This window comes from Brevibacillus sp. NRS-1366 (assembly GCF_050467985.1).
In genome coordinates this window covers 1-23,278 of the sequence record NZ_JBITPN010000046.1, presented here as the reverse complement: position 1 = coordinate 23,278, position 23,278 = coordinate 1, and the positions used below count along the sequence as shown (strand labels likewise).

The window sequence follows — 23,278 nt, the reverse complement described above, 5'->3', positions numbered from 1 at the left end:
TCCTCCTAAACGGTGGCAGGCTCCACCAACTGATGAAACGATTGAAGCAATCCATCCGAAGATGATAACAGTAAATCAGTAGCCAGCTGGGCCTCTTCCTGCCACTGGGCATAAAGAAGAGAGCTTTCCAGCGGCCTTTTTGACGTAGAGCTTAGCAGTCGGTACTGCTCGGGCTCCGCCGCCAAAAACTCAAGCTCAAGAAAAATAGCCAGCATGCCGTCCAGCATAGGTTGTTTCCATTTAAGCTTGCGTGCCAATGCATCCAGGTGGATGTGCTTGACTACAGGTACCTGTACGAAAAATTGATACAGCTCTTTGAAATGCTGACGTCCCGGACAGGAAAGCCGCTCCATTCCCAAATCTGGGTCGCCAAACAGGCAGTAGATCCGCTCCGCATGGTGTAACCTTGAAAGTATGGCTGTAAGGTCAACGCGTCGCTTTGGCAAGTCGTACAGGATGACATTTTGGATAACAGTAAAATCACATCCACTCTCATCACGGCCAATGAAATGAAGGGTCTTCCTTTGTTCCTCAGTGGCCCCGTGGGCTAACAGATCATAACTATCCTGTCGAAACAGTACCGTTATCGAACCCGGTTCAGTCGCGAGCTCCAGCCATTTTTGTGACTTGTCGCGACTCCCACGCAAGTCAAAGATTTGTTGATGGGGTACAGACAAATCCCGAATCGTAAGCTGAGGCTTGCGGTTTCCATTCCACTCGTTCACGGAAAGCTCACCCAAGACTTGAAATCGTGCTTTTGGCGTCACCTTTTTGGTCACATGCGCCCAGTTAAAGCCGATGGCATCAACAGTAGCATTCGACCCGCTCAACGAGCATTTCAAGTGATTGTCATCACGGCCAATCGTTCGCATGCCCACAGTCTCCACATTTTCCAGCATAACCAATGGCGTAGGATTTCCCATCCCATAGGGCGCGAGCTTCTCTAGCTGCTCTACTGCATCCAAGCTTATTTCTGCTATGTCCATGGAAACATCTACTTTGGTCATCGGGATAAAATCATCTGAGGAGAGCCAAAGACCAGCAAGTTCGTTCAGTTTTTGCCGCAGCAAATCAAGATTGCCGACCGGCAGCGTCATCCCCGCTGCCATCGTATGCCCGCCATAATGGGGGAGCCACTCCTTGCAAGCAGTTAAGGCCTCGTACATGTCAAAGCCGGCAATGCTGCGTGCAGAGCCTTTCGCTGTCCCCTTTTCGGGGTCAATTCCAAGGACGATCGTCGGTCGGTAAAAGGTCTCGACTAGACGAGAGGCGACAATGCCAACTACGCCGACATTCCAGCCTTCCTTTGCCACTACAAGCACATTATTCTCATCTGGCGGATAAAGCTCCCTCACCATTTGGACGGCTTCCTCTGTCATCGCCGCAACCAAATCCTGTCGCTCGCGATTCAGATCGTCTAAAGCCTGTGCACATTGTTCAGCCTCATCCAGATCCTCTGTCGTCAAAAGCTTGACGGCCGACTCTGCGGTCTCCAGCCGCCCGCTCGCATTTAATCTTGGACCCAGCGCAAATCCCACGTGACCGGCTGACAAAACGCTGTCTGAAAGCCCACAGACGCGTATCAGCGCCTGCAGACCCAAGTTGCACGTCTGATTTAAGCGCTTTAATCCTTCTCGGGCAAGAATGCGATTTTCGTCAACCAACGGGACCAAATCAGCAATCGTACCCAGTGCTGCGAGATCTGCCAGATGCAGTGGAGGTTCACCCAGCAGGGCATGCCCTAGTTTAAAGGCAACCCCTACTCCCGCCAGCATGTCAAATGGATAGGGACAACCAGGCTTTTTCGGATTAATCACAGCAAATGCCTCCGGGATGATTGCCGGAGGTTCGTGATGGTCGGTTACAATTACGTCAAGACCCAGCTGTTTAGCATACTCCACCTGTTCTACTGCACTAATCCCGGTATCTACTGTGATAATCAGCTTATAACCGCTTTGCTGCAGCTGCGCCAAGGCGTCTTTATGTAACCCATACCCTTCGGTAAACCGGTTAGGGATGTAATAGTCAAACACAGCGCCCAGTTGGCGCAATACATGTACCATTAACGATGTAGAACTTACGCCATCCGCGTCATAATCACCGTAAATGAGAATCGGCTCCTGCTCTTGGATGGCCTGTTGAATACGGTGCACGCTTTGTTCCATTCCATCTAGCAAGAACGGATCATGAAATAATTCCGGACCTGCCTGAAGAAAATCTCGGGCCTTTTGCGATGAGTCGATGCCTCGAATGACCAGCAGCTTGGATACAAGCGGAGCGAGCTGACATTCGTCAGCGATCGTTGCAGCTAATTGTTCATCGTAGGCGGCCAGTTTCCAGCGTGTTTTCGCTTTCAGCATGAGCGTTCCTCCAATCAATCCTCATTCATTATAGAGGATGAAGCAGGAGACTGACAACTAAGGATTAATGTGAACGAAAACGTCGCGGACCTCAGAAAACTTTTCCATGATCTCGTGTTTAACCTGCTTACCAATGCGGTGTCCCTCTTCTACCGTAATATGCGGATTTACACCTATTTTCACATCCACAATCAGGTAGTGTCCATGCTCTCTGGCCCGCAGGGAATCGATTCGCGTCACGCCAGATACTTGCAAGATAGCCTGACGCAGCTCCTGCGTGTCATCATCATGAAGGACATGGTCCAGTGTGCTGTGTATCGATTCCATCAAAATGTTGTATGACATCTTCAGTACAAGCAAAGAAACAAAAATACCTGCTGCAGGGTCTAGGTACAACATCCACGGAACGCCTAGCCACCCACCAGCAATAGCGCCGCCAATCCCTATCAGTGCAGCAAACGATGAGAAGACATCCGAACGATGCTCCAAAGCATTGGCAATCAGCGATTGGCTCTTCAGCTTCTTGCCGAGGTTGTACTTGTACCGGTACATCCATTCTTTTACAATCATCGAGCCGATTGCTGCCCAAACTGCAATAAATCCCGGTGCTTCCAGAGGAGTAAACAGTGATTTGATCGACGAATTTCCAATTTCAAAACCGACGACCGCCAGCAAGACAGACACGATAATGGCAGATACAGACTCTGCTTTCCCATGGCCATACGGGTGATCCTCGTCAGGCGGACGTTCTGCTGCCCGCAATCCAATAAGCACAGCAACCGATCCGACCACATCCGAAGCAGAATGAACAGAATCCGCAATCAAAGCCTGAGACTTGGCAACTACCCCGACAAGCAGCTTTACACCTGCAAGCGCGAGGTTTCCAACAATCCCTACCCACGCAGCAAACTGAGCCTTGGCCAGACGATCATCTACCATCTGTAGTCCCTCCCTACATGGAATCACCCTGATAAGAGTAGAAAACCGCGGGGAGCTACCCCCGCGGCCTTTGTATCTGCCTCTCGAATTTTGAGCAGACAAATTACGCTTCTTTTTTCTTTTTCAACATATTCCGCTCTTTCAAGTTTACCCAAATTTGTGCGGCAATAAAGATCGAGGAATACGTTCCACTCACCAAACCGAACAACAGTGCGAGCGAGAAGTTGCGAATGCTCTCACTACCAAGTACGGCCAAAGCCAAAGCCGTAAAAAATACGGTTGCAACTGTATAAATGGAACGACGCATCGTTTGCCAGAGCGAAACGTTTACGAGATGCTCAAGCTCTGGAATGGTTTTAGACTTCATCGTTCTTAGGTTTTCCCGAATCCGGTCAAAGATTACAATCTTATCGTTAATCGAGTATCCAAGAATCGTCAGGATCGCTGCAATGAATGTGATATCCACTTCTAGGCCTAGTACAGAGAACAGAGCGATCGGAATAAACACGTCATGCAACAGACCCGCAACACACGCAATCCCGAAGAGCCATTGGAAGCGAATGGCAATGTAAATCACGATGCCTACAGCAGCGATAGCAACCGCAATGGCTGCTTTTTTCACCATTTCACGGGCGATCGTCGGGTCAACAGATGAGACTTGCTTTGTGACCTGATCACCGAACTTTTGTTTAAGTGCTGCCTCTACCTTCATCATGGTATCAGACGAAATCGTTTGATCAAAACGAGTGAATGCTTGGTTTGTACCGTATGGGGTTACTTTCGTAAAAGCAACATTCGGTAGCTGTTCTTTAATGACCGCTTCGACTTCTTCCGGCTTAAATTCTTTCCCCACGAAGATATCAAGACGTGTCCCTGCTTTAAAGTCAACGCCCAAGTGAAGCCCTTGGATCAGCATAAACAAGAAACCGATAATAATGATCGCAGAAGAGCCGATAAAATATTTGCGGCGATTCTTTACGATGTCAAATCTGACAGTTGTATTTTCTGAATTAAAGCTCACCGATCTCACTCTCCTTTACCCCGAACCAGAACGGCTTTTTAAACATGTTGGAACGGACCACCAGCCACAGGAGGAAGCGAGACCCAAACACGTTGGTAATGATACTGACGATAATCGTCATAGCCAATACGACTGCGAAGCCTTGAACAGAGCTTGTCCCGAAGAAGAACAAAACCCCTGTTGCAATCAGTGTCGTAACGTGGGCATCAATAATGGTAATCAGCGAGCGGCGCTCACCTGAACGGAATGCAGACAGCACTGTTTTGCCAGAGCGGAGCTCTTCTTGAATGCGCTCGTACGTAATAATGTTGGCGTCGACGGCAATCCCGACCGCAAGGATAAACCCAGCAATACCAGGCAGGGTAAGCGTCGCGTCCATCCAGTCGAGAACGACCATACAAAAATACGTAAAGCCAGCCAGGGTGATGTTTGCGATCATGCCTGGCATGCGGTATACAAACAACATGAAGAAGAAAATCAAGGCCGCACCAATATATCCGGCATAAACGGTTTTTTGCAATGCCAAAGCACCGAGCGTCGCACCAACTGATGTTACCTGCTTCTCAATCAGTTTCGCTGGCATTGCACCGGAATTCAGCAGGTCAACCAATTCCTGCGCAGATTCTTGGGTGTAATTACCGGTAATCTGTGCACTACCACCCGTGATAACACTTTGAATCGTTGGATTGGTTTGCATATTTTCATCCAAAAAGATGGCCATATGCTTGCCCAAATTGGCACGAGTGACATCCTCCAATTTTTTCGGATCAGAAATTTTTAGAGTAACCAATGGACGTTTCAAGTCATCGTATCCAACCGCAGCCCCATTAGGAGCCAAATCGCTTCCCTGCAACAGGATTTTCCCAGCCTCGTCGCGGAATGTAAGCAACGCAGGTTTGCCGATCAATTCACGCAGCTTGTCCTGATCCGCGGATTGTGAGGCAATTTGTACACGAATCCGGTTTGGCAGCTCGGTAGCGATAACCGGCTCTACCACACCGCCAATGTTAATGCGTTTTTCAATCATGTGCGCAGTTGATTTTAAAATCTCCATATCAACCTTGTGTCCAGCCTCTAGCGGTTCTACCTCGTACAGAATCTCAAACCCGCCCTGCAGGTCCAGACCGAGTGTGATGTTCTTTGCCACCTGTGTGATCGTTGTTGACACAAGTGTGCCAAGCAGCCCTACAACAACCAGGAACAGGAGGAACCTTCCCCATTTTATCATAGCAGTAATACCCCTCTTTCCTTACAAGGTCCCGTCCTAGACGAGAAACCAATATGCCCATTATAGCGAAGTATGAAAAAACGTGTCAATTATTGCTGGAAAAGCTAACCATGGTAACCAACCCCTTGTCGATATTACGCAATTTACGTATACGAATGTGAGGGGAGGAAGTTTCAATATAAAATTCCGGTACCTCGACTACGAGTTTTTATACATTTGAATCATCAGGTAATTCATGTACTTATTCGGCTTCAAGGACAGGATATCATTGACCAGACGATGCATAGCGGGGACTTCTTTGTACCCCTGTGTGACACACTCCCAGATCTCTTCGGCGGCCACGTTTTCGTAACCGAGCAACGCAAATTCTTCTGCTTTGCTCCGGCAAAGACTAGCTACTTGCCCATACCATTCCTGCTTTTGCGCTTGGTCCATTCCTGTTTCCCCCTCAAAGTAGTCATGCCGACAGCGGCACGTCCATATTCTTTACTGAGTGAATTTATCGAAAGCAAAGGAGCCTTCCATGAGACAGTCATTCTTTTACGGGACGGTCATCCTCATTATTGCTGGTGGCATCACGAAGGTGTTTGGCTTTGCTCACAGGATCGTACTATCGCGCATTATAGGTGCCGAAGGAATGGGGCTTTACCAGATGGTTGTGCCCCTCTTGTACTTTCTGATTACTGTGACAACATTTGGTCTGCCGGTAGCCATCGCCAAACAAGTAGCAGAAACAGAAGCGGCAAACAATCCACGTCTCACCCGAAAGTACCTGTTATTAGCATTATCTGTAGCCAGCGGGATCAGCATTGTCGTCTGCACCATACTCCTGGTCTTTTCTCACTGGATCGCAGGAGCGCTCTTTGCAGACAGCCGAGCCCATGTAGTCATGCTTGCAGCCATACCAATTATCCCAATTGCGAGTATTTCCTTGGTGCTGCGCGGGTATTTCCAAGGCAGGCAAAACATGGTACCCACCGCTGTATCCCAGCTATTGGAACAGGTAGTCAGAATGGCACTGGTCGTAATTATGACCATTACCTTTCTCTCTTCGGGGATCGAGTATGCCACAGCCGGAGCCGTTGCCAGCATTATTTTCGGAGAAGCCGCCGGACTTTTGTACATCCTCTGGCAATACCGGAAGGGAAGTAAAAAAACAGCCGCCCGGATTTTGGAAAAGCGGATATTATCAGCCTTCTCAGCAAGCAAGGCTAACATGGCTCAATTGATTCATGTTGCCTTACCTGTCACCATGAGCCGTGTCATAGGTTCCATTGCTTACGTCCTGGAGCCCATGCTAGTGCCTCTCGCCCTCGTTATTGCCGGATTACCTACATCGACTGCTACCGGTCTTTATGGACAATTCGCAGGCATGGCTGTACCTCTTTTGTTGTTTCCTACTTTTTTAACCTATTCCTTGTCCGTTTCCCTCGTTCCTGCTGTCGCAGAAGCCGCCTATCAAAATAATGCTCCTCTCGTGCATCGGCGCATCTATCAAGCAATGCGGATTACACTCGTCATAGGAGCACCATGCACAGTATTACTTACCATTTTTGCTGAGCCTCTCTGCGTTCTTCTGTACGGAAGTCAGTACTTGGAAGTCGGCACCCTTTTAAAGGAATTGGCTCCATTTTCTGTCTTCCTCTTCTTCCAGGCTCCACTGGCAGCAGCCTTGCAAGGCCTTGACTTTGCTCAGGTCGTATTTCGCAATACACTCATCAGTGCCATCATTAAAACGGCAGCCATGTTTTTGTTTACAGCCCATCCAGCATTCGGAATTCACGGAGCCGTGATTGCCATGAACATCGGCATCACCTTGGGGACACTCCTGCATTTTGCGAGCTTGATTAAAAAGATCGGGTTCACGATTGATCTGTGGGAATTCGGTAAAATTGGTGCCGCCATGCTGGCCATGGGTTACTTAGGTTCTTACATGGCGAATCACCTGTTCCTCGAATCATCGACAGGGCGCTTGCTTCTCATGAGCACACTGGCAAGCCTTTTGCTTTATCTGGTCCTGCTCATAGCGATGCGCGTCTTGGGGAAACAGGATGTGCGTCGCATCCCCTGGATCGGGGAACAACTCGCAGTGTTTTTCCCACGCCGCTGAGCTTTATTGCGGCTTATCTTTTTTATCCAAATACATGATCCCACGATCATCGATGCTGCAAAACGAAACCTCTCGTATGTCCTTGATACCGTATTTCCGAATTTCTCGCTTCAGCCAAAGCTGGTTTTGACCGATTTTGTGCAACGCCTCTTCTCTGACCTTGCCATCTAGAATCAATGGAATCGGAAGTCCTTTATAAAAAACCGGACCTGTCGGCTTGCTGTCTGGGAGATGTAAGTCTTCCCGTGTAACGCTTTCCTTTGGCTCCTTTAGAAAGACACTCATCTGACCTGTCGGTTCCATTACGGCAAATTCTACATCAGCAATGTTTTTGACATCCTTTTGCCTTAGATGCACCATGAGATCATCCATATTCAGCCGATTCCTGCGCATCGCGTGCTCTCTAATTTCACCGTTTTCAATAATCAAATCTGCGGAACCTGCCACGACATCGCGGAATTTTTTGCTTTTAAGTGCGAAGTAAGCAAGTCCAACTTCCAGAAAACAAATGAGCAGCATTGGTATGTAATAAAGCATGGCCGGTTTGTCAACGTCTTCAATCGCCAAAGCGGCCATTTCTGCAAGCATGATAGAGATGACAACATCAAAAACAGACAGCTTCCCCAACTCGCGCTTCCCCATGATCCGCAAAATGATCAGGAGAAAAAAATACGAGAAAAGGGTGCGTGGCAATGCTGTAGCAAGTTCTTCCACTTCACGACGCCCCCCTAAAGAACATTTGTTACTAGTCTTTAGCATAGGGGCGTCCAACTATTAGCGCCAATTACAGCCACTTTCTTTTGCGAAAGATTTTTAACATGGTAAACGTCATACCTAGCATGATTACCAGGGCTACCACAAGCATATACGGCTCTGCTTGCTCACCCAGCCAAGCAAATGTGTTCATACCGAACAGTCCCGTGATAAATGTAAGCGGCAGGATAATCGTGGAGATAATGGTCAGTACACGCATTGTCTCCGTTGTTTTCGCACTGATGATGGTGTAGTACGTATCCAATGTACCATTTACCAGATCGCGGAAGGTCTCTGTAGAATCAGAAATCCTCTCAAGATGGTCGGTAAGGTCACTGTAGAACGGAACGTTTTCCTCGGAAATGTCGAAAGAATAGCGGCCATTGACGTTGGCGAAGATTCGTTTTTGCGGCATAATGACACGACGAATCAAAATAATCGTTCGCTTCAACGCGAGGAATTCTTCCGTGATTTCCTCCATTTGGTGCTCATAAATCTCGTCTTCCAACTCGTCAATCCGCACACTAATCCTGTCGATAATCGGGAAATACTCATCGGTAATCCCGTCCACAATCGCATAAAGCAAATAATCCGGACCGCGGTTTAAATAGGAAATGTTACGATGGCACATAGCTGCGATCCGCCCGATTGTGTTCATCGGAGATTTGTGAATCGTGACGATGTAATTCGGGCCGAGAAAAACGTTCAGTTCTACCGTAGTAATTTCGTCGTCGCTCTCCTCATTGTAACGTAGGGCGTGAAAGACGAAGAAATAATAATCATCGTACTTATCGACCTTGGCACGTGGACTGACGTGCAAACAGTCCTCAATTGCCAATTGGTGAAAGTCGAAGATCTTGGCAATATAGGGAAGTTCATTGTTTCCCACATCATACAGATCAATCCAGAGCAGATCCTCAGGAGATTTCAGCCATTGATCCTTGGTAGCCAAATCAACATCATGAAACATTTTCTGCTCTGAGTGGTTGTAAAAGTAGGTTTTAATCATCTTTTTTCACCCCCGTCATGTTCCTCATCCATCATACGAAAATTCCCTTCAATGTTCAACGCGAAGATGAATACGTCTGCCAAGCCTCTCATATAGATGGTACAAACACTTGAGCAGTGAGGGGGGTAATATTGTGCGGAGTGCATCCACCTCTGTACTGACAGGACTGTTGTATACGACAGGTCTCGTCTTGATTGGCGCATTGCTGGCAACTATTCTTCTTAGCTTCACTAATATGCGCGAAGGTTCTCTGCCCTACTTTACTTATGTCATCAATGCCATTGGTCTGTTGACAGGTGGGTTCGTAACAGGGCGACGCTGCGGCGGCAAGGGCTGGTACTACGGCGGGTTAACCGGACTTTCCTATTTTCTCCTCGTGATTTTGATCGGCTTTTTAGGCTTTGATGCCCCTATGCAATGGAACACATTCCTCTTTCTTTTGGTAGCCTTTGCAATCGCTGGCATCGGCGGCATCTTCGGAGTAAACTCCGCAAATTCCAGCCACAAGCCAAAAGGAATCAAACCAAGACGCTAGAAGCCTTGGGTGTACAAAAAAGCAGGCGGGAGCTCCCCACCTGCTTTTCCTTTATGATTTGGATTCTTCTTTTGCTTCTTCGACTTTTGCAGGCTCACTTTTCGCAGCCGGCTCATTGCTTGCGGAAACTACGCTATTGATAGCTCCTCGATCGAACGTTACATTCACGTTGTGAGCGATGCGCAAGGTAACACTATCATCAGAAAGCTCCTGAATGGTACCATGCATACCACCAATTGTGACGATCTTGTCGCCTTTTTTGATTGCTGCGAGCATAGCATTACGCTGTTTGGCCTTCTTTTGTTGCGGACGAATCAGCAAGAAGTAGAAAATCGCAAACATGATAATGATCGGTAAAAAATTAGTTAAGCCATCCATGAAAATCCCCCTCGATTAAAAAGATCTATCTTCACCCAATCCATATTGAGCGAAAAACTGGTCGCGGAAATCTTGTAAGCGGTCTTCGGCAATTGCCTGACGCACCTGTTCCATCAACTTCACCAAGAAGTACAAATTGTGGTAGGTAGTGAGACGAATACCAAAGGTTTCCTCCGACTTGACCAGGTGTCGGATGTAAGCACGGGTGTAATTTTTGCAGGTGTAACAGTCGCAATTAGGGTCTAGCGGAGTAAAATCCTTAGCATACTTGGCATTGCGAATAACCAGTCTGCCTTGGCTTGTCATGCATGTCCCATTTCGCGCGATACGTGTAGGCAATACACAGTCAAACATATCAATTCCCCGGATCGTGCCGTCCAGCAATGCATCCGGCGATCCTACCCCCATCAAATAGCGGGGCTTGTTGGTTGGAAGCAGTGGAACCGTGTGTTCCAGCACCTCGTACATCATTGAAAACGGCTCTCCCACGCTGAGGCCACCAATCGCGTAGCCCGGAAAATCCATGGAAACGAGATCACGAGCACTTTGTGCACGCAAATCATTGTACATCCCGCCTTGAACGATGCCAAACAAGGCTTGTTCATTAGGGCGAGCATGCGCCTTCAAGCAGCGCTCTGCCCAGCGAGTCGTCCGTTCCATTGATTGCTTCACATAGTCGTACTCAGCCGGATAGGGAGCACATTCGTCAAAAGCCATAAAGATATCTGCACCCAAGGCATTCTGGATCTGGGTGGCTTCTTCTGGTCCGATAAACAGCTTTTCCCCGTTTAAGTGAGAGCGGAAAGAAACGCCTTCCTCTGTAATCTTGCGCAGGTTGCTCAGGCTAAACACTTGAAACCCGCCGGAGTCAGTCAGAATGGCACGATCCCAATTCATGAATCCGTGCAGTCCGCCCGCTTCCCTGACAATTTCATGGCCTGGGCGCAAAAACAGATGGTAGGTATTACTGAGAATAATACCCGCTCCGATTGCTTTCAGTTCCTCCGGGCTCATTGTTTTAACAGTTGCCTGGGTGCCAACTGGCATAAAGACTGGGGTGTCAATAGTCCCGTGAGGCGTGTGTAGTTTACCGAGACGTGCACCTGTTTGCTTGCATGTTTTGATTAATTCGTAGCGTACAGCCAAATCATTGCACTCCTCAAGCTATGTATGTAAGTCTTTCCTATTATAGAAAAACTTCTGAGTGAAGTAAACCCACCTGACTAATAAGGATACACTTATACAGGTGGGATGTTCACCATTTTATAGAATAAGCATCGCGTCTCCAAAGCTGAAGAAGCGATATTCTTCATGAACAGCGGTTTTGTACGCATTCATGACATTTTCTTTGCCAGCAAGTGCACTAACGAGCATCACGAGCGTAGACTTCGGCAAGTGAAAATTCGTTAATAGCCCGTCAAGAATCGAAAAGGAATACCCGGGATAAATAAAAATATCGGTCCAGCCGGATGTCGCTACCAGCCTTCCCCCATTGGCGCGCCCTATCGTCTCCAGTGTACGGCATGAAGTCGTTCCGACCGCGATCACCCGTCTGCCCTCTGATTTTGCCCGGTTCACCAGTTCTGCCGTTTCTTCGGGAACCTCATAATACTCCGCATGCATAACATGCTCTTCTACAGAATCGGCCGCAACAGGTCGAAAAGTCCCAAGCCCAACATGCAGCGTCACGTAAGCCAGCTGGATTCCTTTTGCCTCAATTTTCTCCAGGTAAGGCTTGGTGAAATGAAGACCTGCTGTCGGTGCGGCAGCCGAACCTCGCTCCCGCGCATAAACCGTTTGGTACCGCTCGCTGTCTTCCAGCTGTGCATGAATATAAGGAGGCAAAGGCATCGATCCTAATTGGTCGAGAATCTCGTAAAAAATTCCTTCGTATAAAAAACGTACAATTCGTCCTCCCGTCTCTGTTACCTCTTCGCACACACAGCGCAAAAGTCCATTTCCAAATACTACTTCCGTTCCCGGCTTCATCCGCTTTCCTGGCTTCACCAAAGTCTCCCAACGATCGTCACCGAGTGATTTTAGCAGGAGGACTTCTATTTTCGCTCCGGTCTCTGCCTTTTCTCCTATCAGTCTGGCTGGCAGAACACGGCTGTCATTCATGACAAGCACATCTCCCGGATGCAGATGATCAATCAGATCAGTAAAACGCTGATGTAAAATGTCTCCTGTCTGTTTTTGCAAAACAAGCAATCTGGATGAAGTCCGATCTTCTAAAGGATGCTGGGCAATCAGATGCTCCGGCAAATCAAAATCAAATTGTTGCACGTCCACGAATCGTTACTCCCTTTATGTCAGATCATGTGGCAAAGGACTTACTTCTCGATTGTCACATCCTGGTAATAGTGTTGCAAGATCTGTTCATAGTCATACCCGTTCTCCGCCATTGCACGGGCTCCGTATTGCGACACGCCCAGCCCATGTCCATAACCAGTGCCGCGGAACAAAAATAGCGGTGTCATTTGTTTGTCGCTTTGAATGATTTCTACATCAAACTTCGTGCTGCGAAGAGGAGTGCTTCCCTGTTGAAAAATCGAACGAAATGCATCCGGCGAAGATGCTGCTATCGGTGTACCGTTTGCTTCCATTGCGATCACACGTCCTGATGGACCTCGTGCCGTAACTTTCAGGCTTACGACGTTCCCTGAAATGCGCGGAGCCTTGTATTTATCCTGGCTCGCATTGATCATCACAGCAAGCTCGGCAGGGGTATATGGACCTCGTGTCCACGAATAGGCATTTTCCTCCGCCTCTTCGGAAATAACGGCAACCTCTGCACCGCTAGGCAGTGTGGACAACACCCGATGATAAGTCGTACTTGGACCAGAGCGCAAATTTGTATTCTCACTCGATATGACAGCCACTCTTTGGCCTTTTGCATTTTTCTTGCCAGTGTCTGTTACCAGATCGTTTCGCACATAACCAGTCGTTCCATCTGACGACATCACGCGGTACCATAGGTTTGCTCTTTCCATTGGGTACGTATCATCACTCATTACAGATCGCAAATAAGGGACCGGATTTCCCCATACCTCCGTACCATCCGCTGTCATACCGCCAGCGTTTGAATAGAACAGAGACTCGACTGGCTTGCCTTGGTAGTAAATAATTTCACCCCTCGTTTCGTCCACAGCTTCACGAACAACGTCGGATTCTTTTGCAATGCCGTAATACGCTTGTTCGATAACTGTGTCCGAAACATTTGCAATCCCGTACTTATTGCCTTGCCAAACCGCCCGTGTCCTCGACAGCACAGCCTGTGTTTTCAATGCTTCAACCGGCCAGTCTGGAGCCATTTCAGAGCCAACAACTCCATATAAATAGTCATCCATCGGCAGTTCATTAACAAGTGTGAGGTGACCATTGTATTCAGACAGCTCCATCTCGCCTCGATACATTCGCTGATCCCGCTCCACTACTCTGATCAAAGATTCAGAACCTGCTTTATTTGCCCGGGCAGTCAGCTTGGCTTGCGGGGAAAATACGTACTTCCATATGGTTTCATCTGGGGAACCGTACGCATCCTGCTTCAATACGACATAAGACTGACTGGCAGGCGGTTGATAGGAGAAGCCAGGAAAAGAGACAATTGCTTTGCGTGCTAATGCCGATGCGGCATCATAGCTAACCTCATCGCCGATCCATACCGCATAGTTTGCTTTTCCTCCATCTGATAGGATGACGGGATAAGCGGGAATTCCTTTCTGTTCGAATGCCGCCTGCCATTTCTGTGCTTCATTCAAGCTCTTGAATTGACCTGCTTCCATCCTAAAAGGGCCTTTTACAATCGGCTTTTGCCCTGTCGCTTGAGACACCGTTTTTGCCTGAGCGGTTGCCGTCTGATACGTGTCGTATGTTCCACTTACGACCTGGTAGACAGTCTGTCCGTTGCGGCCTGCTACCTGAATCGAACCCTCATATTTGCGCTGGCTCATTTGCTGGGCTACCTGTTGTGCGTGATTCCAGTCATTCGTTTCTAGAACGACAAGATGATATTCATCAACCCGATACCGGGCTGCATCTCCTTTTAAATCAGGTAACTCTGTTTTGCCTCCGGGGCCAGTCAGTGTTACTTCCATTCCTTTTTCAGTGGTTAACGTAACCGAAGGGACTACTCCCCGATACCCTTGCCCTGTATCCACAAAGAGCGCAACCCTGATGTTGTCGCTAGCAGCTTTTACAGGTACTTGTCCTCCCACGAGAGCAACTGTGATCAGGCCCACCGAAAGGACTCTTCCCATCCATTTCTTCTTCATGTCGTCCATCGTCCTTCCTTTCACCTGAATTCGTCAAAAATTGGCATCAACTCCCATGTTTTTCGACAATCACAAGTCATTCTCCTGCCCTTTTTCTCAATTTGGTACCAAACACCTCCACATTAGAAAACCTGGCTACGCCATACCTTTTGGCGAAGCCGCGGTTGCACTTATACTGGATAGGAATTTTATAAATTCCTATCTGTACAAAAAACCATCGGAACAGTCTGCTCCGATGGCATTGGCGTTTTCCTATTTAAACAAACGGAACAAGTACATCCCTAGGGACAGTACAATACTAATCACGATACATGTCACAACAGGAAAGTAAAATTTGACGTTTTCCTTTTCCACGACAATATCTCCAGGCAATCTTCCGAGCGGCAAGAAACGGCCGCCTAGCTGCCACAGCAGACCGATGACGATCAAGACAGCTCCACCAATGATCAGTAGCTTGGCTACAGGATTCACGATTTCATCTCCCGCCCAAAGTGTTGGTATGCGCTAGGTGTTAACACACGCCCACGCGGTGTCCGCTGCATGAAGCCAATTTGCATCAAATAAGGCTCACAAACATCTTCGACGGTTTGGGACTCCTCTCCAATCGTTGCTGCAATCGTATCCAGCCCTACCGGACCGCCATCGAAGCGATCGATGATAGCCAGAAGCAGCTTATGGTCGATATGGTCCAAACCGCAGGCATCCACTTGGAGCCTCTCCAGTGCCTCTTTGGCGATCTCCGTTGTGATAATGCCCTCGCCCTTAACTTGTGCGAAGTCACGCACCCGCTTCAGCAAGCGGTTCGCCACACGCGGGGTTCCGCGGGAACGTCGGGCAATCTCTTCTGCTCCTCCTTCGCGAATGACCACTTGGAGAATGTCTGCCGCACGAGACACGATGAATGCGAGCTCAGGCACCGTGTAAAATTCCAGACGATTCACTACGCCAAAACGATCCCGCAGCGGCGCAGAAAGCATGCCTGCCCGAGTCGTCGCTCCTACAAGCGTAAAAGGTGGCAAATCAAGTCGGACACTGCGGGCACTCGGTCCTTTTCCGATGATGATATCCAGCGCGAAATCTTCCATGGCAGGATAAAGAACCTCTTCTACGCTCCGGTTCAGCCTGTGAATTTCGTCGATAAACAGAACGTCCCCTTCCTGCAGGTTGGTCAGGATGGCGGCTAAATCCCCCGGTCGCTCAATGGCCGGTCCAGAGGTCGTCCGGATATTCACCCCGAGTTCGTTTGCGATAATCTGTGACAGTGTAGTTTTCCCCAAACCTGGCGGACCGTACAGCAAGACGTGATCCAGCGATTCTTTACGCATCTTGGCTGCTTCTATGAAGATCTTCAAATTTTCCTTAACCTGCTGCTGACCGATATATTCGTTTAAATAACGGGGACGGAGGCTCAGCTCCGCTGCATCCTCTTCCCAATTCATATGCGTCGTGATGATCCGCTGATCCAAAATCCTACCCCCTCATGAGCAAAGCAAGCCCCTGTTTGATGAGCTTTTCCACTCCATCGCCATTCTTGGCTTTTTCTGAAAGCGTATTTCTTATTTTTTGCAATTCGCCATCCGAGTAACCGAGGGCAGTCAAGGCATCCAGTGCTTCATTCAGCGCAGAAACAGCCTGTTCTCCCGCCGTTAGATCCCCTGCTGCTATCGTCAGAATCGCAGATGGCGTATATCCTACCAATTTATCCTTCAAATCCAGAATGATGCGCTGTGCTGTCTTTTTCCCAATCCCCGGAAATTTCGTCAAATACGTAACATTCTCCTGTTGGACAGCCATGACGAGCTGCTCAGGCGTCGCTGCGGCCAGAATCGCCAGGCCGCTTTTGGGCCCGATCCCGCTCACATCAAGAAGCTTTCGGAATAGATCTCGTTCGTCACGAGTAGCGAATCCGTAAAGCAAGATCGCGTCTTCCCGGACGTGATGGTGCGTAAATAATTTGATCTTGCTGCCTTCGTAGCGGACAAACTGGTAAGGATTCGGACAAAATAGTCGATAACCAATACCGCCCGTCTCTACCACTATGTATTCTGAATCCAGATAGCACAATGTGCCTTCTATAAAATCAATCATTTTTGAGCCCCTTCCGAAATGGAAATGAACGCCCGGAACTGTGCGTGCGTAATGGCTATTCCCAGTGCATCCGCCACGTCGTCAGGCTTTGGTATTTCTTTTAGCTTCAGAAGCATTCTGGTCATTTCCTGAATCTGCTTTTTCTCTGCGCCACCGTAGCCAGTCACCGCTTGCTTGACTTGCATCGGCGTATATTCATAGATAGGCACACCAGCCATCTCGGCGGCCAATAGAATCACGCCCCTCGCTTGGCTCACGGTAAAGGCTGTCGTCACGTTTTTATTGAAGTAAAGTTTTTCTATAGACATTTCATCAGGACGATACGTTTCCAAAAGGCTCTGCATGGCTTCAAAAATTTGTTTGAGTCTCAGCGGTACAGGTAAGCCCGCTTCGGTTTGAATACTGCCATATTGGACGGGACGCAATTGGCTGCCCTGTTTATCCAGAACCCCGAATCCAACGATCGCAATACCAGGGTCAATTCCTAAAATGCGCATGGTCCACACTCCGCTTGCAAAGATTCTACTCTCTACTGTATCACAAAGCGTCTAAAAAGCGAACGTGTATTTCCATGCAAATCACCAAGCCGGTAATATTGAAAAAACCTGCTCCCATAGATAGGGAACAGGTTATACGGCGTCATCATCTAGTGTTTGTTCATCCCTAGCAGGTCTGACACATCATGCTGCATATGGGCGTATTCGTCGACGCCACTTTGCATCTGCTCGTTAATCATGTTGATTTGGCGATAATTGAGCTTGTTGTGTCCTTGGTTCAATTGAACGTACAAACGCTGGTGGAACTGGTCTTTGTAGCTACCTCTTGGCATCGAAGACATGCTAAAAGACTCCTCCTTGGACCGCCGTATGAACACAGTATGGCAAAACAGCCAGGTGCTTATGATACCAAGATTTGCTCGTCATTTCACCGTGCAAATGGAGAAGCTATACCAGTGGAGGTGTTCAATTTGCGGCGTTCCATGCTGCTCCTATACAGTCTGATCCTTTTGTTCTCTGTCCTGCCTTTGGCGAGAGTAGCTGATGCAAAAGCAAAAGACGAAATCAGAATCTCGGTCTCTGTTTCTCCAGCGTCGATGTTTTTTTCTACCCTTACTTTTCACGATAAACAATTCGCTTCGCAACTGCTGCGTGCCAAGCATATACCGGCAACTCCACACCCGCATTGGAGTCGCGCTTATCTGACAGTAAATCAGCGCACTTTTGAATACGACCACAACGGGCATCTGTTTGCAAAAAACAAACCCAAGCAGTATTTGTTAAGCAAACAAATGAAAAATCGACTGGAAGAACTCGTGCTGGCAGTTGAAAAGGTTCACTACGGTCAGGCTGTACATTGGAATCAGGTAAAAAAGTCATTCGGACGAATGGACTATGCCACAGTCATTGATTTGGAGACTGGTGAACATTTTGACATCCAGCGAAGAGCCGGCAGTCGCCATGCTGACGTCCAGCCGCTTACCAAAAACGATACGATGATCATGAAAAACATTTACCAGGGTAAGTGGAGCTGGAAACGGCGGGCTATCCTAGTTGAAGTCGACGGCATTTATTATGCGGCGTCCATGCACGGCATGCCCCATGGTGCCGGAGCGATTAAAGGAAACGAATTTCCTGGCCACTTCTGTATCCACTTCTTGGGCAGCTCTACGCATCGCCGCAAGGAGCCTGATCCGAGTCACAGCCTCATGATCCTAAAAGCATCCGGGGCCTTGGCCGGCACGATGATGAGTGCTTTGCCAGAACAATTGGTGGGCTATTTTCTCACAGCCCTTCATGAACATGACGATCACGCGATGCGGATGGCTACAGATGGCTTCCCATTGCCTACGCGACTGGGTTTTGTTGTATCGGTAAAAAAAACGAAGGCGATCATCCCTTCAGATGAAGTCGGTCCGTTCCTCGTAGAGATCCCCGTCCAGGTCGATTATTTCACCGAAAATGGCGCCGATCAAGCCGAACGGTGGAATTTCATTCTAAGGCGTTCCTCGCCGTTGGAACGCTGGCGCATCGTGTCAATTGAGATGAAAAAATAAAGGCTGCCTCTATCCGGGCAGCCTAATAGTCTTCACTTAGCTGGAATTCTCCATACGTAGACAAAATGCTATTGTACTCAGCCAGATCACGCACACGAATGCCTCGCTTCAGATTCTCCACTTCCTCTTTCGACAGGCTGGCTTCCATCTTGGCTGTATTGATTCGATAAAAGGTTTGAACTACCTCTTGCTCGGCTGGAACGCCGTGAAACAAGGTCAACATACCATCTGCCGATATGCCGAAATGTCCGTTTTCCTTGCAGGTGGGCGCGATGTCTTGCTCCCTTTTCATGAGAATCATTTTGGTTGAATCAGCCGAAACGATCTCCCAGCCTTTATAATCCACCATCGTATCAGCGAGATGACTGATGCTCGTCGCCTTATGCTCTTCATCCCGCACTCCGCACAAATATGTCCGCGCGAGAACCAGTTTGTACGGCTTACCTGCCACTTCCACCGAGCTAGATGATCCTGTGGAAAACAATTGGCGCAATAGGCCTGGCTCCTTACCGCCGCCGACTAGAAAGATGCCCGCAAGAAGACCGGTCAAAAGCGCTACCGACCACGAAGCATACACCATCCACCTTCTATTTCTTTCCATAGCGTGATGAACCCCTTCTTCATTCTTTTTTCCTATTCTCGCCAGTAAAGAAAGGGGCCATACCTGAATCTCTCAAGATTCGTAATTTACGACATATTTACAGGGAGTATCTACCATTTAAGCTATTCTAGTGATAAACTATTTTTGCATGGCATTATTGTAAACTTATGGAGGTTATGCAAAACATGAAGAAGAAAAACAAACAAATGCTAGCTGCGTTTCTGCTAAGCAGTTCATTGGTTGTTGGCGCCATCTCTTTCCCTCTTACTCCTGTAAGCGCCGCATCCAGCTCCACTCTGAAGCTCCGCTTGTTGGAAACAACAGACATCCACACAAACATTGTCAATTACGACTACTATCAAGATAAGTCTACTGACGAATTCGGCTTTGCCAAAACGGCTACCCTGATCAAAAAAGCACGCGAAGAAGCTACAAACAGCATCTTGATCGACAACGGCGATTTGCTCCAAGGTAACCCGCTGGGTGATTATGTAGCAAAAATCGACCCGTTGAAGGACGGCGAGACACATCCCGTGTACAAAGCGATGAACCTCTTGAATTACGATCTCGGAAACATTGGAAATCATGAATTCAACTTTGGTTTGGAGCACCTTGATCGCAGCTTAAAAGGTGCCAAATTCCCTTACATCAACTCCAACGTCTACGTAGATGACAAAGACAATAACCCGAATAACGACAAAAACGTATTTACTCCTTATCAAATTCTCGAACGCAAATTCAAGGACGAAAGCGGTAAAGAAGTGACTTTGAAAGTAGGCGTCATCGGCTTCGTACCTCCGCAAATTATGCAGTGGGACAAAGCAAACCTGGAAGGCAAGGTTATTACCAAGGACATTATCGAGACTGCAAAAAAATTCATCCCTGAGATGAAACAAAAAGGTGCAGACATCATCGTCGCTGTTCCTCACTCTGGACTTGGTCCAGTAGAAGCTGCAGCCAACCTGGAAAACGCAAGCTACCAGTTGAGCAAAGTTGAAGGTATTGACGCGATTTTGTTCGGTCACTCCCACCTGGTATTCCCAGGTCCTGGCTTTGAAAACATCCCGGGCGTTGATGGTGCAAAAGGAACCATCAATGGCAAGCCTGCTGTAATGCCTGGCTACTGGGGCAACAACCTGGGAGTGATTGACCTAACTCTCACTCAAGCAAACGGGAAATGGAAAGTAGCTGAGTCCACTTCCAAAGCAATTCCTATCTACGACAAAGCAAATAAAGCTTCTCTGGCTGACGCCGATCAAACGGTTCTCGCTGCGGTAAAAGAAGATCATGATCACACAGTAGAGTGGGTACGCTCTGCAGTAGGAAAGACCGCTTCTCCGATCTTCAGTTACTTTGCCCTGGTTCAAGATGATCCGTCTATCCAGATCGTGACCAATGCCCAAAAATGGTTTGTTGAGAAAAATATCAAGGGAACCGAGTATGATGGCATCCCTGTTCTTTCCGCTGGTGCACCATTTAAAGCAGGCGGACGTAACGGCGCAAGCTACTACACCAACATCCCTGCTGGCACCATCGCTATCAAAAACGTTTCAGATCTGTACATCTATCCAAACACACTGAAAGCAGTATTGATCAATGGTTCCACACTCCAAGAGTGGCTGGAGCGTTCTGCTGGTCAGTTTAACCAAATTGATGTGAAAAAATCGGAAGAGCAACCATTGGTCAACGAGGCGTTCCCTACTTACAACTTTGACGTAATTGACGGCGTTACTTATCAAATCGACGTAACCCAACCGTCCAAATACGCGATTGACGGCACACTTGCCAACAAAGGTGCAAACCGCATTAAAAATCTGTCGTACAACGGTAAGCCTGTAAAAGCAGAAGATAAATTCATCGTTGTAACCAACAACTACCGTGCAAGCGGCGGCGGTTCTTTCCCTGGCCTGGACGGCTCAAACATCGTCATTGATTCTCCGGATGAAAACCGCCAAGTAGTAATCGACTACATCTTGAATCAAAAGGACATTAACCCTGCTGCAGACAATAACTGGTCATTCGCTCCAGTGAATGCCAAAGTTAATGTTACGTTTACTTCTTCTCCAGATGCGAAACCATTTGCAGAGAAAATGTCTAACCTGAAGTTCATCAACGTACTGGAAAATGGCTTTGCTAAATTCTCGATTGATTTGTCCAAGTCCGCTTCCAAATAAGGCAGACAAAGAAACATCCCTCCGAACAGAGGGATGTTTTTCTTTTTCGCACCAAGAATCTCATGGAATTATCCCACAAAGTGGTAATGCCCCCATGGCGAACGTTGAAAAATCCGTTCACCAGCTTCCAAAAAGCTCTGACGATTCCGGTACAGTTTGCCCTCCATTTGAAGAAGCTGCAAAACACCACGTGCATGATAACCAGGGCGGCTGCTGTAAAGACCTGTTACCTCACGCAAAAAATTATCCGGATAGCGTAGCAATTGATGGACCGCCCAGATTTGAGTATCGCTCAAGTAGTTAATTTTACTGTAAGCCTCCATCGCCTCTACAAACGAATCGATACGGTAGTCTTGCATCAAGAGCATCCGTGACATCAACTGAACGAGATCTACCAGCTGCAGGTCATGCCCTACAGTATCTAGATCTATCAGGTAGCAGCTCCCTCTTTGCGTCAAAAGAAAGTTATGGCTCGCTACATCGCGATGCGCCAATGTTCCCCTCTCCATCGCGGCAAACAATTCCGGAGTGAGCGGCAGCTTGTAAGCCGATTGGAGGATTTCCTGTCCATCTCTTATGACAGCCTCAGACATTTGCTGAATGATCTGCTCCAGTTTCGATTGGGGACCGTTTTGTTCAATGGACCATGTTAACCTTTCAAAATACTCTAATCGGCTTTCCCATTTGTCCAGCAGGGCCAGCTTTCCTTCATAGGCGTACGCCCCTGCGACGGGAAATCCTTGCGCAGCTACATGAAAACGCGCAAGGGTCTCCGCAGTTTTTTTAACATCATTTAAAGAACCATTATCGGCTTCCTGTCCATCAATCATTTTCATGATCGTGTAATACCGATCTTCATATGGAAATATTTTCGCTCCTGCCAGATCACAGACATAGTGAACCGTGTGCAGGAAGCCTTTTTCTCGCAAGGCATCAGCTAGCTCAGTAACCCAGACTGCCTTTTCTACCTGTTTGTAACCTTTGATGATCCAATGGCCCCGGTCCGTCTTCAACAGATTCACATTCCGCTTCGGTTTTACCCCGTGAATTTGGCAGCGAAACGCTTTTTCAAGTGAAGATATGAGTCCCTTGTTCATACCCGTCCCTTTCAATAAGCAGAGGATTCATCATGTCCATCTCCCCAGTTAGGCCATACCCCTTTTTCAGGCATGGAAGACATACACGGGGAGGGAGGAAACATCATGTTGTTGCGAAAAGGCTGAGGACCTCGGCTAGTCTTGTAATTTCCATATCGCTTATCATTCATCTCATCATCTGGGGGACAATCACACGATGACGAAGAGGACGACTCTACCTGATCTGGGCAAATCAGTCTTCTCGCTCGGTGCCGTTGTAATGGCGCTGGTGGACACGGCATCGGCATTGGCATTGATGGGAATGGCATCGGATAGGGCATTGGCATTGGTGGACACGGCATCGGAAAAGGCATCGGCATCGGCATCGGCGGAAACGGCATCATGTACGGTGACACTTGCGGGGGCATATGCTCGGGTCCCAGATAGGGTCTTTGCGGGTATGTCGGTCTTTTCAACGGCGCAGTACCAGGCGGACACGGTGTTGGTCGGCTTGGGCGCGTTTGCTGGTATGGACTCACCTTTGTCGGAGGCATTGGTCGTACCTGGCTCGGCGGCTTCATCGGCGGCAGTGGACTTACCTGCGTTGGCGGCTTCATCGGCGGCAGTGGACTTACCTGCGTTGGCGGCTTCATCGGCGGCAGTGGACTTACCTGCGTTG

23 protein-coding genes are annotated in these 23,278 nt (G+C 48.2%); 4 read left to right on the top strand and 19 right to left on the bottom strand.

What is annotated here, in order from left to right:
- Positions 1-5: 5 nt before the first annotated feature.
- From recJ to ACIFQN_RS28285, 5 genes are all read right to left on the bottom strand, one after another.
- Entirely contained in the window at positions 6-2,360 is a 2,355-nt protein-coding gene (gene recJ / locus ACIFQN_RS28305) for a single-stranded-DNA-specific exonuclease RecJ (RefSeq protein ID WP_429836389.1), read from the bottom strand.
- Between the two features lie 57 nt (positions 2,361-2,417).
- Positions 2,418-3,299 carry a cation diffusion facilitator family transporter gene (locus tag ACIFQN_RS28300; RefSeq protein WP_429836388.1) on the bottom strand — a complete coding sequence of 294 codons (882 nt, stop codon included), beginning with the start codon at positions 3,297-3,299 and terminating at the stop codon, positions 2,418-2,420.
- Positions 3,300-3,402: 103 nt separating this feature from the next.
- Entirely contained in the window at positions 3,403-4,320 is a 918-nt protein-coding gene (gene secF, locus ACIFQN_RS28295) for a protein translocase subunit SecF (RefSeq protein ID WP_429836387.1), read from the bottom strand.
- Positions 4,310-5,548 (bottom strand): protein translocase subunit SecD, encoded by a 1,239-nt coding sequence (gene secD / locus ACIFQN_RS28290; RefSeq protein WP_429836386.1) that lies wholly within the window; start codon positions 5,546-5,548, stop codon positions 4,310-4,312. Before secD ends, secF begins: the two co-directional genes overlap by 11 nt.
- A 198-nt stretch (positions 5,549-5,746) precedes the next feature.
- Positions 5,747-5,983 (bottom strand): post-transcriptional regulator, encoded by a 237-nt coding sequence (locus ACIFQN_RS28285; protein WP_429836385.1) that lies wholly within the window; start codon positions 5,981-5,983, stop codon positions 5,747-5,749.
- Between the two features lie 88 nt (positions 5,984-6,071).
- Between ACIFQN_RS28285 and spoVB the strand changes: the two genes are divergently transcribed.
- Positions 6,072-7,658 (top strand): stage V sporulation protein B, encoded by a 1,587-nt coding sequence (gene spoVB / locus ACIFQN_RS28280; protein ID WP_429836384.1) that lies wholly within the window; start codon positions 6,072-6,074, stop codon positions 7,656-7,658.
- Between the two features lie 3 nt (positions 7,659-7,661).
- On the opposite strand, the gene ACIFQN_RS28275 is transcribed toward spoVB, so the two are convergent.
- Positions 7,662-8,372: a DUF421 domain-containing protein gene (locus ACIFQN_RS28275; RefSeq protein ID WP_429836383.1), complete on the bottom strand. Its 711-nt coding sequence runs from the start codon at positions 8,370-8,372 to the stop codon at positions 7,662-7,664.
- Positions 8,373-8,442: 70 nt separating this feature from the next.
- Complete coding sequence (gene corA, locus ACIFQN_RS28270; RefSeq protein WP_429836382.1) at positions 8,443-9,420, bottom strand: magnesium/cobalt transporter CorA; 978 nt, start codon at positions 9,418-9,420, stop codon at positions 8,443-8,445.
- 133 nt (positions 9,421-9,553) lie between these two features.
- On the opposite strand from corA, the gene ACIFQN_RS28265 reads away from it, so the two are divergent.
- Positions 9,554-9,955 (top strand): TIGR04086 family membrane protein, encoded by a 402-nt coding sequence (locus ACIFQN_RS28265; RefSeq protein ID WP_429836381.1) that lies wholly within the window; start codon positions 9,554-9,556, stop codon positions 9,953-9,955.
- A gap of 51 nt (positions 9,956-10,006) precedes the next feature.
- Here ACIFQN_RS28265 and yajC read toward each other — a convergent pair whose 3' ends face one another.
- The 9 genes from yajC to ACIFQN_RS28220 form a co-directional block, all read right to left on the bottom strand.
- Positions 10,007-10,333: a preprotein translocase subunit YajC gene (gene yajC / locus ACIFQN_RS28260; protein ID WP_429836380.1), complete on the bottom strand. Its 327-nt coding sequence runs from the start codon at positions 10,331-10,333 to the stop codon at positions 10,007-10,009.
- 15 nt (positions 10,334-10,348) lie between these two features.
- The gene (gene tgt / locus ACIFQN_RS28255) at positions 10,349-11,479 is read right to left on the bottom strand and encodes a tRNA guanosine(34) transglycosylase Tgt (protein WP_429836379.1); all 1,131 of its coding nucleotides are present in this window, start codon (positions 11,477-11,479) and stop codon (positions 10,349-10,351) included.
- Positions 11,480-11,596: 117 nt separating this feature from the next.
- The gene (gene queA / locus ACIFQN_RS28250; RefSeq protein ID WP_429836378.1) at positions 11,597-12,625 is read right to left on the bottom strand and encodes a tRNA preQ1(34) S-adenosylmethionine ribosyltransferase-isomerase QueA; all 1,029 of its coding nucleotides are present in this window, start codon (positions 12,623-12,625) and stop codon (positions 11,597-11,599) included.
- 41 nt (positions 12,626-12,666) lie between these two features.
- Entirely contained in the window at positions 12,667-14,607 is a 1,941-nt protein-coding gene (locus ACIFQN_RS28245) for a SpoIID/LytB domain-containing protein (protein WP_429836377.1), read from the bottom strand.
- Between the two features lie 252 nt (positions 14,608-14,859).
- Entirely contained in the window at positions 14,860-15,078 is a 219-nt protein-coding gene (locus ACIFQN_RS28240; RefSeq protein WP_429836376.1) for a DUF2905 domain-containing protein, read from the bottom strand.
- Positions 15,075-16,073, bottom strand: a complete 999-nt coding sequence (ruvB, locus tag ACIFQN_RS28235) for a Holliday junction branch migration DNA helicase RuvB (protein WP_429836375.1) — start codon at positions 16,071-16,073, stop codon at positions 15,075-15,077. The genes ACIFQN_RS28240 and ruvB overlap by 4 nt, the downstream gene beginning before the upstream one ends.
- A 4-nt stretch (positions 16,074-16,077) precedes the next feature.
- Positions 16,078-16,695: a Holliday junction branch migration protein RuvA gene (gene ruvA, locus ACIFQN_RS28230; RefSeq protein ID WP_429836374.1), complete on the bottom strand. Its 618-nt coding sequence runs from the start codon at positions 16,693-16,695 to the stop codon at positions 16,078-16,080.
- Positions 16,692-17,192: a crossover junction endodeoxyribonuclease RuvC gene (gene ruvC / locus ACIFQN_RS28225; RefSeq protein WP_429836373.1), complete on the bottom strand. Its 501-nt coding sequence runs from the start codon at positions 17,190-17,192 to the stop codon at positions 16,692-16,694. Before ruvC ends, ruvA begins: the two co-directional genes overlap by 4 nt.
- A gap of 149 nt (positions 17,193-17,341) precedes the next feature.
- Entirely contained in the window at positions 17,342-17,533 is a 192-nt protein-coding gene (locus ACIFQN_RS28220; RefSeq protein WP_429836372.1) for a hypothetical protein, read from the bottom strand.
- 114 nt (positions 17,534-17,647) lie between these two features.
- Here ACIFQN_RS28220 and ACIFQN_RS28215 point away from each other — a divergent pair, with 114 nt between their 5' ends.
- Positions 17,648-18,748, top strand: coding sequence for a hypothetical protein (locus ACIFQN_RS28215; RefSeq protein ID WP_429836371.1), 1,101 nt, complete (start codon positions 17,648-17,650; stop codon positions 18,746-18,748).
- 22 nt (positions 18,749-18,770) lie between these two features.
- Here ACIFQN_RS28215 and ACIFQN_RS28210 read toward each other — a convergent pair whose 3' ends face one another.
- A complete protein-coding gene (locus ACIFQN_RS28210) occupies positions 18,771-19,349 on the bottom strand; it encodes a BofC C-terminal domain-containing protein (RefSeq protein WP_429836370.1) in 579 nt (192 codons plus the stop codon).
- Positions 19,350-19,534: 185 nt separating this feature from the next.
- On the opposite strand from ACIFQN_RS28210, the gene ACIFQN_RS28205 reads away from it, so the two are divergent.
- Positions 19,535-21,523: a bifunctional 2',3'-cyclic-nucleotide 2'-phosphodiesterase/3'-nucleotidase gene (locus ACIFQN_RS28205; RefSeq protein ID WP_429836369.1), complete on the top strand. Its 1,989-nt coding sequence runs from the start codon at positions 19,535-19,537 to the stop codon at positions 21,521-21,523.
- A gap of 68 nt (positions 21,524-21,591) precedes the next feature.
- On the opposite strand, the gene ACIFQN_RS28200 is transcribed toward ACIFQN_RS28205, so the two are convergent.
- Entirely contained in the window at positions 21,592-22,620 is a 1,029-nt protein-coding gene (locus ACIFQN_RS28200) for a phosphotransferase (RefSeq protein ID WP_429836368.1), read from the bottom strand.
- Positions 22,621-22,809: 189 nt separating this feature from the next.
- Positions 22,810-23,278 (bottom strand): hypothetical protein (locus ACIFQN_RS28195; protein ID WP_429836367.1); only part of this gene is annotated, 469 nt, incomplete at its 5' end.

Excerpts from the sequence above, each read along its gene's own strand:
- recJ (WP_429836389.1), bottom strand. The coding sequence starts at position 2,360 with ATGCTGAAAGCGAAAACACGCTGGAAACTGGCCGCCTACGATGAACAA.
- ACIFQN_RS28300 (WP_429836388.1), bottom strand. The coding sequence starts at position 3,299 with ATGGTAGATGATCGTCTGGCCAAGGCTCAGTTTGCTGCGTGGGTAGGG.
- secD (WP_429836386.1), bottom strand. The coding sequence starts at position 5,548 with ATGATAAAATGGGGAAGGTTCCTCCTGTTCCTGGTTGTTGTAGGGCTG.
- ACIFQN_RS28285 (WP_429836385.1), bottom strand. The coding sequence starts at position 5,983 with ATGGACCAAGCGCAAAAGCAGGAATGGTATGGGCAAGTAGCTAGTCTT.
- spoVB (WP_429836384.1), top strand. The coding sequence starts at position 6,072 with ATGAGACAGTCATTCTTTTACGGGACGGTCATCCTCATTATTGCTGGT.
- corA (WP_429836382.1), bottom strand. The coding sequence starts at position 9,420 with ATGATTAAAACCTACTTTTACAACCACTCAGAGCAGAAAATGTTTCAT.
- yajC (WP_429836380.1), bottom strand. The coding sequence starts at position 10,333 with ATGGATGGCTTAACTAATTTTTTACCGATCATTATCATGTTTGCGATT.
- ACIFQN_RS28245 (WP_429836377.1), bottom strand. The coding sequence starts at position 14,607 with ATGAAGAAGAAATGGATGGGAAGAGTCCTTTCGGTGGGCCTGATCACA.
- ruvA (WP_429836374.1), bottom strand. The coding sequence starts at position 16,695 with ATGATTGATTTTATAGAAGGCACATTGTGCTATCTGGATTCAGAATAC.
- ruvC (WP_429836373.1), bottom strand. The coding sequence starts at position 17,192 with ATGCGCATTTTAGGAATTGACCCTGGTATTGCGATCGTTGGATTCGGG.
- ACIFQN_RS28220 (WP_429836372.1), bottom strand. The coding sequence starts at position 17,533 with ATGTCTTCGATGCCAAGAGGTAGCTACAAAGACCAGTTCCACCAGCGT.
- ACIFQN_RS28210 (WP_429836370.1), bottom strand. The coding sequence starts at position 19,349 with ATGGAAAGAAATAGAAGGTGGATGGTGTATGCTTCGTGGTCGGTAGCG.
- ACIFQN_RS28205 (WP_429836369.1), top strand. The coding sequence starts at position 19,535 with ATGAAGAAGAAAAACAAACAAATGCTAGCTGCGTTTCTGCTAAGCAGT.
- ACIFQN_RS28200 (WP_429836368.1), bottom strand. The coding sequence starts at position 22,620 with ATGAACAAGGGACTCATATCTTCACTTGAAAAAGCGTTTCGCTGCCAA.